At 37.5% G+C, this 13,664-nt stretch carries 10 protein-coding genes and 1 tRNA gene; 4 read left to right on the top strand and 7 right to left on the bottom strand.

From position 1 onward, the window contains the following. Positions 1-180: 180 nt before the first annotated feature. Both ACPF63_RS16900 and ACPF63_RS16895 read left to right on the top strand, forming a co-directional pair. The gene (locus tag ACPF63_RS16900; protein WP_426480688.1) at positions 181-1,713 is read left to right on the top strand and encodes a M20/M25/M40 family metallo-hydrolase; all 1,533 of its coding nucleotides are present in this window, start codon (positions 181-183) and stop codon (positions 1,711-1,713) included. A gap of 353 nt (positions 1,714-2,066) precedes the next feature. Then, positions 2,067-2,762, top strand: a complete 696-nt coding sequence (locus ACPF63_RS16895) for a hypothetical protein (RefSeq protein WP_426480687.1) — start codon at positions 2,067-2,069, stop codon at positions 2,760-2,762. A gap of 118 nt (positions 2,763-2,880) precedes the next feature. On the opposite strand, the gene ACPF63_RS16890 is transcribed toward ACPF63_RS16895, so the two are convergent. The 4 genes from ACPF63_RS16890 to ACPF63_RS16875 form a co-directional block, all read right to left on the bottom strand. After that, positions 2,881-3,798, bottom strand: a complete 918-nt coding sequence (locus tag ACPF63_RS16890; RefSeq protein WP_426480686.1) for a hypothetical protein — start codon at positions 3,796-3,798, stop codon at positions 2,881-2,883. Between the two features lie 223 nt (positions 3,799-4,021). Beyond that, positions 4,022-4,432 carry a hypothetical protein gene (locus tag ACPF63_RS16885; RefSeq protein WP_426480685.1) on the bottom strand — a complete coding sequence of 137 codons (411 nt, stop codon included), beginning with the start codon at positions 4,430-4,432 and terminating at the stop codon, positions 4,022-4,024. 189 nt (positions 4,433-4,621) lie between these two features. After that, positions 4,622-4,708 (bottom strand) — tRNA-Ser (locus ACPF63_RS16880). A gap of 54 nt (positions 4,709-4,762) precedes the next feature. Next, on the bottom strand, positions 4,763-5,779 hold the full coding sequence (locus ACPF63_RS16875; RefSeq protein ID WP_426480684.1) for an asparaginase: 1,017 nt from the start codon (positions 5,777-5,779) through the stop codon (positions 4,763-4,765). 162 nt (positions 5,780-5,941) lie between these two features. Between ACPF63_RS16875 and ACPF63_RS16870 the strand changes: the two genes are divergently transcribed. Next, the gene (locus ACPF63_RS16870) at positions 5,942-6,622 is read left to right on the top strand and encodes a TrmH family RNA methyltransferase (RefSeq protein WP_180565228.1); all 681 of its coding nucleotides are present in this window, start codon (positions 5,942-5,944) and stop codon (positions 6,620-6,622) included. A gap of 51 nt (positions 6,623-6,673) precedes the next feature. Here ACPF63_RS16870 and ACPF63_RS16865 read toward each other — a convergent pair whose 3' ends face one another. From ACPF63_RS16865 to tsaD, 3 genes are read right to left on the bottom strand one after another with little or no spacing between them, the layout of a single operon-like run. Continuing rightward, positions 6,674-7,369, bottom strand: a complete 696-nt coding sequence (locus ACPF63_RS16865; protein WP_426480683.1) for an RsmE family RNA methyltransferase — start codon at positions 7,367-7,369, stop codon at positions 6,674-6,676. After that, positions 7,366-7,761, bottom strand: a complete 396-nt coding sequence (locus tag ACPF63_RS16860; protein WP_426480682.1) for a hypothetical protein — start codon at positions 7,759-7,761, stop codon at positions 7,366-7,368. Before ACPF63_RS16860 ends, ACPF63_RS16865 begins: the two co-directional genes overlap by 4 nt. Next, positions 7,758-8,774, bottom strand: a complete 1,017-nt coding sequence (gene tsaD / locus ACPF63_RS16855) for a tRNA (adenosine(37)-N6)-threonylcarbamoyltransferase complex transferase subunit TsaD (protein ID WP_077414013.1) — start codon at positions 8,772-8,774, stop codon at positions 7,758-7,760. The genes ACPF63_RS16860 and tsaD overlap by 4 nt, the downstream gene beginning before the upstream one ends. Positions 8,775-8,778: 4 nt before the next feature. Between tsaD and ACPF63_RS16850 the strand changes: the two genes are divergently transcribed. Further along, positions 8,779-13,569, top strand: a complete 4,791-nt coding sequence (locus ACPF63_RS16850) for a translocation/assembly module TamB (protein ID WP_426480681.1) — start codon at positions 8,779-8,781, stop codon at positions 13,567-13,569. Positions 13,570-13,664: the final 95 nt, after the last annotated feature.

The following is a 13,664-nucleotide window of genomic DNA, read 5'->3' as shown; positions in this document are numbered from 1 at the left end:
TATTCTTATGACGATCTGACTTTCATAATGGGGACAGGTTGATGTACTTTTTATCAGTTTAAAATTTTAAAAGCAGTATTCATGAGATTCTGTGAATGAAAAAGCCCGGTTTTAACTTGTTAAACAGTAAATACTTTGCTATATTTATGGGATCAAACCACACCACAAAACTGATCTGCTATGAAAAAAATTCTTTTAATCCTTCTGGGAATCGTTGTCATTCTGGCCGCTGTAGTATTGATTAAAACTTATACTTATCCGTTTAAGAAAAATGATATCGGAGCAGGTGAGGGATGGAAGCCTGTAAAAAATGATTCTGCAATCATGAGACTTTCCGGAGGAATAAAAGTTCCAACCGTTTCTACAGGAAGTTTAGGTGAATTCAATTATGCACCGTTTGATCAGTTCAAAACTTATTTAAAAACATCTTATCCATTAGTCTATCAGAACACAGAAAATGTTGAAGTAAACCAATATGGGTTAGTATTCAGACTCAAAGGAAGCAATCCTGCTTTGGAACCTATTTTATTTCTTTCCCATATGGACGTTGTTCCTCCGGGAGATACCGATATAAAGAATAATGAAGAAAATATATTCCGTCCGGATGATAAACCGGCAGAACCTGTTGCAAAAGTGGCGGAAGACTGGGATTTTGCCCCTTTTTCCGGAACCGTAGCCAACGGAAGAATCTATGGAAGAGGAGCAATAGACATGAAAGGAATGCTATTTTCCTTGATGGAATCCATGAATTCTATGATTAAAAATAAGCAGATTCCACAACGCGATATCTATCTCGCTTTTGGTTTTGATGAAGAAGTTGGCGGACAGAAAGGAGCGATTCAGATTGCTGATTATTTCAAGAAAAAAGGGTTGAAGTTCGATGCCGTTTATGACGAAGGCGGATTGATTATGAGAAAAGGAAACGTCGCAGGAATAGATACAGACGTGGCTGTCGTAGGATGTGCTGAAAAAGGCTTTCTTTCTGCAAAAATCAAAGTAAAAGGATTGGGTGGACATTCATCAATGCCTCCAATGGAAAGTGCCATCGGGAAGGCGGCTGTTATTATGCAGCGTTTGGAAGATGACCAGATGAAACCTGTTATCACACCATTAATCAAAGAATTTTTTAATAATATAGGAGGTGAAATGCCTTTTACAACAAGAATGGCACTGGCCAATCAATGGCTTTTAAAACCTGTTTTGATTTCACAGCTCACCAAAAATAATACAACCAATGCATTGGTAAGAACAACCACAGCCCTGACAATGATGAAAGGAAGTGACGGTACCAATGTACTTTCTCCTGAAGTTGAATTTGTCGTTAATTTCAGATTGCTTCCCGGAAATTCAGTGAAGGATGTACGGGATCATATTGCTAAAGCAACTAAAGGTTTCGATGTGGAGGTGGAAGAAATTGACAATACAAGAGAAGCTTCTGCGATTTCTCCAACTAATACGAAAGCTTTTAAAATGATAGAAGCGGGTGTAAAAGAAATTCATCCCGGAGCGATTGTCACTCCATACCTTACCATGGCAGGAACCGATGCCGGAAAATATGAGATTGTGAGCAAAAATGTATACAGATTCATGCCGATCAAGATCAACAGTGCGGAACAGCAAAGTATCCATAGCACCAATGAATACCTCAGTATCGAAAACTATCTGAAAATGATTCATTACTTTGAGTTTGTGATGAAGAATTATGATAAGTAGATATCAATGGTGAATGGTCAATTCGCTGCGCTTGTGAATTTTAATTCGTGTAAATTAACTTTAACACAAAGTTTGCTAAGATATTTTAATGTTTAAAAACAATCGCAAAGGCGTTTCACTCAGCAATGATAAAGCAGCTATCCTAGCTGAACGAAGTGTCTTTGCGAACAAAATATAAAACGTTACTCAACAAACCTTGCGAACCTTAGCGTTAATAATGATTCACCATTGACTTTGCGAAGCAAAAATTGACTATTGACTTAATAATCTTTCAAATCTTTTCACAAAAAATATATTGCGTCAAGTTTTGTCGCATTACGGGTATAGCTTTGTCATATCAAAATTACAGAGCTATGGAATTGCCATTTTACTTAAACTTTAACGACTTTGAACGTAATTATTATGATAACCTTGAAAAATGGTTTGAAGAATATCATAATACCAGCGAAACAGACTATCTGAATGCCCTTGCGGAACTTTACAGTCCATATGTCTATTACAATTTTGGAGATGATAGGTTAAAGCCGGATGCTTCCATTGAAGTCAAAGACTGCTTTTTTCCTTATCATGAAAAAATCGGGATTTCTTTCTGCATTGATTGTGAAAACGGAACTTTACCAGCCAATGGGATGAATCAGGTTTTTGAATTTAAAAATATTTCCATGATGGAATATGCCCAGCATATTCTGGATAAGATCAATAAGTTTTGTTCAAAAAATGCCCAAACTCTGGACGGTACCAAAAATATTCAGGATTATATCAATAACTACACTATTATTACATCCATGGAAGGAGTAGGGTATTGTATCAGCTACAACCGTCATCAGAAAGCAATTCCTTTTTTAAAAGCTTATCTTCCGTATTATGGTCAGACAGTTAATATGGCAGTATACAGAGATTTTCTTTTCTCTGTTGTGCAGATTGCAGAATTCATAGATCAGAAACTGAAGACAGTACATGCTTTTAAACAAACTATTTATGCCCGGTCAAGAGCTGAAGCCAAATTCAATGTACAATTGAGCCGCCAGTTTCTGACTTTGTGCAACTAAGATTTTACACCAAACATTCATACTTAATTATATTGCAGGGAAACTTATGTTTCAAACAAAAATCCCGGTCAGTGATGACTGGGATTTTGTTGTATATAATGTGTAAAATTATTTTTTGCTATCTCTTTCTGTAAGGAATATTCCAGATCAGGTCTGCAGCCAGATAATGAACCCCTCCATGATGAATGCTTCTGCTGTCTCTGATCAGGTCATCCATATATCCTATATCTACGGTAAAAGGCGAATTAGGGATTGTAAACATATAGTACGCTGCAATACGCATTTCACGATACCCGAAAGAACCCCATTGAGAATCAGGTTCATTGAGATGGCTGATGGAAAACAGGGCTTCTGCACTCAATGCCAGCTTTTGATTGTTTTTAGGAGATAAATTATAGGTTAATTGGCTCTTGATACGGGTTCTGAACTGAAAATCTTCCTCTACTTTATGAAAGTCTGCATCAAAAAATTTCCTGAATTCCTGCCGCACTGTATTTTTTAGTTTCCATTTCTTTCCAAGGTCAAAAGTGTATGCATATCTTCCGTAAATTCTGAATTCCTGTTCCGTATTTTCTTTATCATAAGGAGCGGTGCTTTCATATTGAGGCTGCCGGCGGTAGCTGATTGCATAGCTGTACTGCTGATGAGGTGCAAAAGAATGATACACTTCGTGATTTAAGACAATAATAGCCTGTTTTGAAAATAAACTATGATTATCTGGACTGCTTTTTCTTCCGATGGCAATATAACTCAACGCCTGTTTCTTTCCCAGAGAATCCAGCTGTCGTTTCACTCCAAAGGCACCCCAGAATGCATTATTGGTATCTCCTAATCCCGGCGGGCTGATCTGTGCTTTGACGGATGCTCCTAGACATCCTAATAAAAATAATCCTGCAAAAATTTTCTTTGTGCTCAACATGATGGATAGCTGCTTTACTGTTAATTTTAAATGACTGCGAAACCATGAGATGAAAAAGAATACCATTGAAACGCAGAGAGAATACTTCGTGATCGCAAAATTATAAGCTTTGTTCATAGAATGTTTATTCAAAATCTTTTAATACTGTTTAAAAACATGACAAAATAAACACCTGATTTAGGATAGAATTGGGAATAAAACCTTCAAATTTTTTTTTGCATAAAATTGGCTGTGGATAAAATGTTGATAACTTGTGGAGAAAATCTATAGCCCATACCAAAATCGCCGCAATATTCAATATTGCGGCGATTTAAAAATTATGGAACTTATTTTTATGATCCTATCCTGCTTTACACATAGCATCCCAGGTAGTCCAGAAATGAGCATTGATTGCTCCGATAGGAGGATTGGTGCTGTCAGCAACAATACCTACCATGGAAGCACAGTTGGAATTACAGCCTATCTCATTATGGCTTCCGTTTTGAGGCGGAATCTGACGCCATGTGCCGGTAGATCCACTTAGTAATTCTACCTTAATCTCAAAGATCCCTGAAAGATTAGGAGTCTGAATTTGCTTGGTCGGATTTTCACTGGAAATGGTATCGCTCCAATTTCCTTGCGAAAATGTTACCCGCCATGTAGATATCATTCTGGCAGTGTCGTTTTGAGGGGAAAGATATACCCAAAACTGTGCTCCGTTTCCAAGTACGAGTTGACCGGAAGAATTTGCATTTACACTTGTTGATGTCATATTGATTTGGTTTTTAGTTGATTAGATTGTAATTCAAAGTAACGAAGAACCAGACAGATGTTCTATAGTGTAAATTACCAATTATGGTCTTAGGTATAAATACTTATGGAGTAGAGAATGGAATATGAACCAAGAATTCTGACCAAAAAATAAGCCTGTGCTAATGAAGCACAGGCTTTAATTTTCTTGCAGAGAGGAAGGGATTCGAACCCTCGATACAGTTACCCGTATACTACCTTTCCAGGGTAGCTCCTTCAACCACTCGGACACCTCTCTTTTTGAGATTGCAAAAATAGTGTAATTTCTTTAATATCCAAATTATTCCTGCAATTAATCCGTAATTTCTCCACAAAGGCTTCTGGTGAAATTATCAGCAAAGCTTCCGGAATAGCTTGGGTTATCAATAAGGTGCATTGCTTTGGTAATAGCCGTTTCCGCGGTCATATCTCTTCCGCTGATTGCTCCGATTCTGGAGAAAATATTGCTGTTCTCATACTTTCCGAATGAGATACCTCCTGAAATACATTGGCTTACCACTACGATTTCCGTTCCGTTATTTCTGATTTCCTGAAGCGTTTCCTGAGTTTTTGCACTGCTGAAAATGGTTCCTGAACCGAAAACCTGAAGAATAAGAACCTTCATTTTAGGGATTTCTCTGAAATGACTCAGGTGCATTCCCGGAAAAATTCTCCAGAATAAAATATCTTCGGAAATATGTTCATCCACATGAAATTCTACTTTCGGGTCACAACGGAATAAATTGTCTTTAATAATATTCAGGTGAACTCCGGATTGTCCCAGAATAGGGTAATTCGGGCTTGCATAGGCATCAAAATACTCAGCAGAATATTTCAACGTTCTGTTTCCTCTTAATAGTTTGTACTCAAAATAAATGGCAACCTCCTGAATAACCGCTTCATCGTTCTCGTAAAGACTGGCATAATAAAGACTGGTCAGAAGATTTTCCTTGGCATCTGTCCTCAGGTCACCAATAGGAAGCTGAGAACCGGTCATAATTACAGGTTTTCTTAACCCTTTTAGCATGAAACTTAATGCAGATGCTGTATAAGACATAGTATCTGTTCCATGAAGAATCAGGAAACCATCGTAGTTGTTATAATTTTTGTGAATATAATTAGCAATCACTCTCCATTCTTCGGGTCCCATATCCGATGAGTCCAGTGGTTTGGCGAAAGGATGAACGAAGACTTCGCATTCCATGAGCCTCATTTCGGGCATCTTTTCAAATATATTACCAAAATCAAAGGCACGGAGACTTCCGGTTTCATAATCTTTTTCCATTCCGATGGTTCCACCGGTATAGATAAGCAGGACTTTTCGCTTCATGTACTATTTTTAATTAAGAATTGGAGCCCGATTAGGGTTCATAGGTCAAAATTACGTTAATTTGCAAAGATTTGAAAATGAATGAAACGCTTAGATCAAAATTTTATAAAAATAAGATGGCAATCGTAGGCGTTACATTGGGCTATTGGAAAAAATAACTAAATGCAGATGAGTGATTTATCGCAGACTTATGAATATTTAAAACAGTTTTTAACCGAAGAAAGACTGGCAAAAATTGAACATTTTTCGCAGGAAAGTTCAGACTTTGTGCTTCCGGTTGTAGAAGATGTCTATCAGTTTAGAAATGCAGCTGCAATTGTACGCTCTGTAGAGGCTTGCGGCTTTCATAAGGTAGTCGCTTTACAGGAAGAGTATAGTTTTGAACCCAATCTTCGGGTCACAAAGGGCGCGGATACCTGGGTTGAGGTAGAAAAGCTTCCCCGAAATATGGAATCTTTTCAGAGTATTAAAGACAGAGGATATAAAATTGTGGTGGTTTCATTAGAAAATAATGCTAAAATGCTGCCTGAATATGAAATAACTGAGCCGATTGCTTTGGTCTTCGGAACTGAAATGGAAGGAGTTTCCCAGGAGATTTTAGACTTTGCAGATGAAACGCTGGCTATCCCGATGTATGGTTTTACAAGGAGCTTCAATGTTTCCGTAGCAGCTTCAATCTGTATGTATGAATTGAAACAGAAGCTGATCAAATCTGATATTGATTATAAATTAAACGAAGAAAAACTTTTAAGGATGAAAATCCTCTGGACGGTAAATTCAATAAGAAGCGGACAACAGATCTTTGAAAAATATCTGAGAGAAAATAATATTGACTGGAAATAAGTCATTCAGAAATAAAAAAGAGAAGGCTTATGAACCTTCTCTTTTTGTTATCTATATCATATTATAATAATTCCATGCGGCGACAAAAACACCTGCTGTTTCTGTTCTAAGCCTTTGATTTCCGAGTGATACAGCTCTTACTTTATTGTCTGCCAGAAATGCAATTTCCTTTTCGGAAAAATCACCTTCAGGACCTATTAAAAATGTAAGCTGTTTCAGTTGAGGAATATTTTTAAGATCAATTCTTTCTAAATTCTCATGACAGTGGGCAACAAAGGTTTGTTCCGGATCAGTGTTTTTCAGGAAGTCCGTCAGTTTTACAGCGTCATTGATGGTTGGAAAATGAAATCTAAGGCTCTGTTTTGATGCAGCAATAGCCTGTTTTCTGATTTTATCAGTATTGATATTTTTACGTTCGGTTTTCTCCGTTATAATAATACTGATCTCAGAAATACCCATTTCTACAGCCTTTTCCACAAAGAATTCAATTCTGTCAATATTTTTGGTAGGAGCAATGGCAATATGAAGTCTGGGATTGAATTCCGGAAGATTTTCTTTGATTTCAGAAACTTGAATACCCGCTTTTTTCCCTTCTATAATCAGTTTTCCTGAAGCCAGCTTTCCTTTTCCATCCGTCACATGAATATCTTCACCATCTCTCATACGAAGTACTTTCACAATATGCTGCTGTTCTTCGTCATTGATGATGACCTCGTGATCCGTTATTTCGCCGTAAAATAGTTTCATATATCCTGAGTTAAGAATGCAACTCCTGTTTTTATAGTTGTGTAGATATCTGTATCACATTCACGGTAAGAACACATGTATATTTCTTCAATCCAGATATTGTTAATAAAAATCAGATTTAAATATTCCTGTTTTCTCAAATTATTTTTGATCGATAAATAATCTCCTTCTTTTGGAGTATAAGGAAAACTGAAAAGATGCTCAGAGTTTATTTTTTTTATAATTTCCTCTTTTATATCCTGAATATATCCTGTCTCAGAACTTGCTGGAAAGTAATCTAAGGCATGTTCTGCATCTTCATTTTTTCCTGTAACCGTTTCTAATACCCAATAATATTTTGAATTCTTTTTAGAATGCGTTCCCAGTATTTTTTCTTCTAAGAGTATTTTCATAAATCGTATTTTGCTGTTGCCGAAGTTCTCAAATCTGTAAATTCACCTCTCTCAAACTTCAGTTTTGCTACCATGGCAATCATCGCAGCATTATCTGTAGTATATTCAAACTTGGGGATGTAGATACTCCAGTCCAGTTTTTCTTTGTTGTCTTCCATTGCTTTTCTCAGCGCAGAGTTGGCAGATACACCACCTGCAATAGCAACTTTATTGACGTTGAGATCCTGGGCTGCTTTTTCAAGTTTATTCATCAGAATCTCAATGATGGATTTCTGTACAGATGCACACAGATCATTTAGGTTTTCCTTAATGAAATCCGGATTTTTTCTGACTTCTTTCTGAATAAAATACAGTACCGAAGTTTTAATACCGCTGAAAGAATAATCGTAGTTTTCCAGCTTCGGTTTGTTGAATTTAAACGCATCAGGATTCCCTTCTTTGGCAAGTCTGTCAATGATAGGTCCGGCAGGGTAGTCAAGGTCAAAAATCTTTCCGATTTTATCAAAAGCTTCTCCTGCGGCATCATCAATGGTTTTTCCGATAATTTCCATATCGAAATAGTCTTTTACCAGTACAATCATGGTGTGTCCGCCACTTACCGTAAGACATAAGAATGGAAAAGTAGGCGGCACAGGATTTGCATCTTCGATGAAATGGGCCAGAATGTGGGCTTGAAGATGATTTACTTCAATTAAAGGTACATTCAGGCTCATAGCCAAAGACTTAGCAAATGATGTTCCTACAAGAAGAGATCCTAAAAGTCCCGGTCCGCGAGTAAATCCTATAGCAGAGATAGCATTTTGTTGTATATTTGCTTTAGAAAAAGATTTTTCAACAACGGGGATAATATTTTGCTGATGGGCCCGTGAAGCCAGTTCAGGGACAACACCACCATATTCTTTATGGATGGCCTGGTTTGCGGCAATGTTTGAAAGAATAGAATTTCCCTTGATGATAGCTGCTGAGGTGTCGTCGCAGGACGATTCAATACCTAAAATTATAGAGTCGCTCATAATAATGGCAAAGTTAGAGAATAATAACGAGAATGAGAATAAAAAATCGGTAGCTGAAAACCTAGGGGATCAGGTACAGAAAACTGTCGAAAATGTAGAAGAAAAAGTTCGGGAGACAGTAAAAGAAGCATCTGAGCTGGCTTCAGATGCCATACATCATCCTGTGGAAACGGCTGAAGAGTTTGGGAAACAGGCCATGAAAGATGTTACCAGCTATACCTGGTGGGGAAAGCTTCTCTTGATTCTCTTTTGGCTTGGCTTATTTGTAATAGGAGGTATATTGGTTATCATCAACCTTCCGGTAACGAAGCAATGGGCGGCAGATCAGGCTCTTCAAATCGTAAATAAAGATTTCAAATCCGGGTTTTCTACAGAAAGTGTGGATGTTAACTACTTTGGAGATGTAACAATCAAAGGTTTAAAAGTAAAAGACTATAAAGGGTTTGATTTTATTAAAGCCCGTGAATTCCGTGCAGATTCGGACTGGATATCTTTGGCTGTGAATGCTATTTCAGGAAAAAGCAATTCTTTAAGCTTCAATTCTCTGACTCTCGTTAATGCCGAAGTAAGAGTAATTACCTATAAAGGAGACAGTATATCCAATTTTGTCAGATTTACAGAACTCTTTGATGATGGTAAGAAAAGAAATCCGAATAAACCTCCTTTTCAGCTGAATTCCAGAGTACAGATTATTGATTCTGAAGTTTCCATCATCAATGAAAACTCTCCCGGAGAACAGGGGAAATGGCTAACAGCAAAAAAATTCAACTTAAAAGCACCGAACGTAAAAGTGAACGGACCGAATGTTTCGGCATTGATCAATAATATGTCCTTTGTGACCTCAAGATGGGGGAAATCTCATATTGTGGATACTTTTTCAACAGAGCTGTCTTTAACGAAACAGTTTTTGTCATTAAAAGATCTTACGCTGAATACCGACCATACATTACTTCAGGGAGATATTAAATTTAATCTTCATGATGGATCGTGGTCAGATTTTGCTGACAGGGTACGATGGGATATGAACATTCAACAGGGAAGTCAGATCAGTGGTTATGATATCAGCTATTTTGTGACGAACTGGGATAATATCAAACCGTTCAACCTTTCAGGGACAATGACGGGACCCTTAAATAAATTTCATCTGGAGAATTTCCTGATCAGAAATCCTGATGTCAACATTGCAACCAAAACAATGAAGGTTGATAACCTGCTGAAAGGACATTTTGCCATTGAAACAAAAGATCTTTCTGCAGATTTTACTTACAAGGATCTAAAAGCAATGATGCCTTCTTTTATCTCCAAAAAGATGAAGAATTTTGCTGATGATTTTGGAAAATTGAAATACAACGGGACAGCAAGAGTAAATCCGGATCAGATCTATGTGGATAGCGGGAATTTAATGACAGGTATAGGACAGGCTAAAATATCCAAACTTACTTTATCCGGTTACAGCACTGCAATGCCTAAATATTCCGGTTATCTTGATGTGAAAGATCTTAATACATCTGTTATTACAAAGAATAAAACGGTAGGCTTAATCTCCGGTAAATTCGATCTTAACGGACAAAGCTTTGATGTCAATACCATGCGTCTGACGACTAAATCTCAGATTGCAAGCGTTGAAATTATGGATAAAACGATCAATAATCTGTATCTGGATGGATTATTGGATCATAAAAAATACAACGGACTTATTACCGTTAATGATGAACAGGCAAAAGCTACGATCAAAGGATTAATAGATTTCAGTACTTCAAGAGTGGCTATGGATGTCAACGCGGATGTCACTTACCTGAATATGAATTATTTTACCAATAAGCCTGGCAGCCAGGTGGTAAGCGGTCAGGTTGAAGGAAAGATGGCCATGTCTTCCATTAATGATCTTACGCTGGATGTTAATGCCAATAATCTGAACTTTGCTACGGCAACTCAAAAATATAATATTCCGAATGCTAAATTAAAAACTTTTGTAGAAGCAGGAGGCCGTGTGATTGATGTAGATGCTCCGGGAGCTGCTACAGGGAAGATATCGGGAAGATACAGCCTGGCTGATCTTGCAGGAATGGTAGAAAACGGAGTTGGAAAGATATTGGTAGGGCCACCACCGAGAAAATTATACCGTGGGCAGAATTTTGCACTGAAATTTGATGTTCAGCAAGGATTGGTCAATTATTTTTTACCGGAACTTAAACTACCGCAGGGGGCTATAGTGGAAGGAGAATATGACGGAAATTCAAACAACCTGATTCTGAATCTGGATGCCGCTTCTTTGAAATATGTTATGACAAAAGAGGAAGAAATTACCGATGCTGATAAGGCACTGGCATCTTCCAGCCCTGATTATAAGGTTCACGACAGAAAGAATCTCAACAGAGACAGTGCAATGGTAGACAGTGTTAAAGTCAGAATTAATACAGCCGACCTTAACCAGCAATTGTATGCAAAGATCAATAGAGTAGTTTATAATAAAAATGTAATCAAAGATTTTGAGCTTAAAGGGAATAATGAGAATGGAAATACCCTTCATTTAGCTACCGTATTTAAGTATGGAAGTCCTGATGATGAAATTAATGAAAAGCTTAAAGAATATGCTATTAACGTAGATCAGTCTACGGATGCGGCGGGAGATTATGTATTCAGATTTGAGCCTACCGAAGTGAAATTCAATGAAGTGACCTGGGCTATAGATACAAGTCCGGAACTGAATCACTCCATTACCTATAGAAGGAATACCGGAGATTTTGATATCAGGAACCTAAGGGTGTATTCCGATAAAAGTGCTTTGTTTATTAAAGAAGCGCAATTTAAATCAGCAAAAGATTTTTATGTAGATGCCGATATCAATGAATTTGCTGTAGAAAAGCTTCTGGAAATGCAGTCCGGAGGAAATACCATGGATATAAAAGGTCTTGCCAACGGAAGTGTCAAGATCAAAATGGATAAAAGTACCCTGCAGCCACTGGTAGATCTTAACATTGATAATATTAAGATGAATGGCAACGATATGGGAGATATCTCTATTTCTGCTACCAATGGTTTCTCACTGAATGTTTATGATATTGATGTGAAAGTTCATTCTGCAGGAGTCCTTGGAAATAACAGCCTTAATCTTACAGGAACTGTTAATAATAACACCTCTTCTCCGATTATTGACCTTACGGCTGAAATGCGTGATTTTGACCTGTCATTTACACAACAGTTTGTGCAGACTGTTTTTGGAAACCTTCGTGGTAAAGCTACCGGGGATCTTAAAATTAACGGAAAGCTTAATAATCTGGATTATAACGGTGATATTGCTTTAAAAGATTTTGGACTAAAGCTTTTGTTTACCGGGGTAGATTATGCATTTGATGATACTGTCATTCAGCTGACCAAAGGGCTGGCCATTCTCAACAATATTGAGGTACACGATGGAAGAACCAATTCCAAAGGGAATATTTCCGGGGCGATTCAGTTTGAGACCCTTTCTTCAATGGGGGTATCTCTCGTAATGAGAGCTGATAACCTTCTCATGCTAAATACAACACAAAAAGATTTTGACCTTTTCTGGGGAAGAGTTTACGGACAGGGAGATCTTTATGTAGACGGACCTGTTTCAGGATTAAGTATTACAACTCCTAATATGAAGGCGCTTAACGGAAGTACCTTTACCTTTAATTCCAGTTCTACATCCAATGTTGAAGAATTCAAGATGCTGAGATTCCTGAAAGAAGGAAAAGACGGTCTGATTACACTGGAAGAAAAGAAAAAAACAGGAGCCAATATGAATATTGATTTCAATCTGGCCGTAGATAAAGGAACTACTGTAAATGTGCTGGTAGGAGATGATGTAGGAAATATTACAGTAAAAGGTTCCGCAGATCCGTTGAGGTTCCACATGAACAGACAAGGGAATATCGCCATGAGCGGTACTTATAAAGTAGATAACGGAACATTTGTCTCTAAGGCAATTCTTAATAAAACTTTCCAGATAGAAAGGAACAGTAGTATCAGATGGGATGGTGATGCCATGAAGCCTGCATTAGACATTAATGCCAACTATATAAGAATGGTTTCTAATGCCGGGGAGTATCTTAGTATGGGAAAACTACAGCCTATAAGTATTTTGCTGCAGGCTCACATTACCCAGTCGTTGGTAGACCCTAATATTGACCTTAACGTAACTGCTATGGATGTTTCCAGCCAGGTGAGGGAAACGCTTGCTGCCAAAATGAGTCAGGAAGGGGAGAAGGTTCTTCAGTTCGGATCTGTCCTGCTGTTGAGTACTTTCAACGTTTCAAACTCTGGCGGGGTAGATGTGAATGTGGGAAATGTTGCAGAGTCTTCCGGATATAATATGCTTCTGAAACAATTGGGATCTGTACTTAATACGATGAGTAATGAATTCCAGATTGACCTTAATTATGTAAAAGGTGACCAGAACTCAAACTTTGGAGACAGAGCAAATGCGGGATTGAGTGTAGCCCTTTCCCCAAGAGTGAATATAAAAACAGGTCTGGGTATTCCACTATCGAAAACAGATGGTGCCCAAAACAACTATTTGTCTACAGAAGGCTCTGTAGAGTATGATTTATCTAAAAAGAACGACGGAACGTTGGTTATACGCGCTTATTCCAAGCCTACGAACATCGGAATGGTGAGTACAAACGGTTCTGCAAATCAAGCCTATGGAGGAGGGGTCGTGTGGAGTAAAAGCTTCAATTCTTTGTTTAAAAAGAAGAAAAAAGACAAAAAAACTTCAGATGCAAAAGGTGAAATAAAAACAGATTCTATAAAATCAAATGGTAAATAATTAGAATATTTTAATGATTTTTATCATCTGTGTTAATTATTGTTAATATTTGATATATATTTTTTAGTTAAATTATTTTTCGTAAATTTGCAAAA

It is taken from the genome of Chryseobacterium sp. R2ACT005 (genome assembly GCF_049949215.1).
GTDB lineage: Bacteria > Bacteroidota > Bacteroidia > Flavobacteriales > Weeksellaceae > Chryseobacterium.
The sequence above is the reverse complement of the archived record's forward strand: the minus strand, read 5'-3'. Positions and strand labels throughout refer to the sequence as shown.

Bases quoted from the DNA above. Each gene is read 5' to 3' on its own strand.
- ACPF63_RS16875 (WP_426480684.1), bottom strand. From the start codon at position 5,779: ATGAAGCGAAAAGTCCTGCTTATCTATACCGGTGGAACCATCGGAATG.
- ACPF63_RS16850 (WP_426480681.1), top strand. From the start codon at position 8,779: ATGGCAAAGTTAGAGAATAATAACGAGAATGAGAATAAAAAATCGGTA.
- ACPF63_RS16900 (WP_426480688.1), top strand. From the start codon at position 181: ATGAAAAAAATTCTTTTAATCCTTCTGGGAATCGTTGTCATTCTGGCC.
- ACPF63_RS16865 (WP_426480683.1), bottom strand. From the start codon at position 7,369: ATGAAACTATTTTACGGCGAAATAACGGATCACGAGGTCATCATCAAT.
- ACPF63_RS16885 (WP_426480685.1), bottom strand. From the start codon at position 4,432: ATGACATCAACAAGTGTAAATGCAAATTCTTCCGGTCAACTCGTACTT.
- ACPF63_RS16870 (WP_180565228.1), top strand. From the start codon at position 5,942: ATGCAGATGAGTGATTTATCGCAGACTTATGAATATTTAAAACAGTTT.
- tsaD (WP_077414013.1), bottom strand. From the start codon at position 8,774: ATGAGCGACTCTATAATTTTAGGTATTGAATCGTCCTGCGACGACACC.
- ACPF63_RS16890 (WP_426480686.1), bottom strand. From the start codon at position 3,798: ATGAACAAAGCTTATAATTTTGCGATCACGAAGTATTCTCTCTGCGTT.
- ACPF63_RS16860 (WP_426480682.1), bottom strand. From the start codon at position 7,761: ATGAAAATACTCTTAGAAGAAAAAATACTGGGAACGCATTCTAAAAAG.
- ACPF63_RS16895 (WP_426480687.1), top strand. From the start codon at position 2,067: ATGGAATTGCCATTTTACTTAAACTTTAACGACTTTGAACGTAATTAT.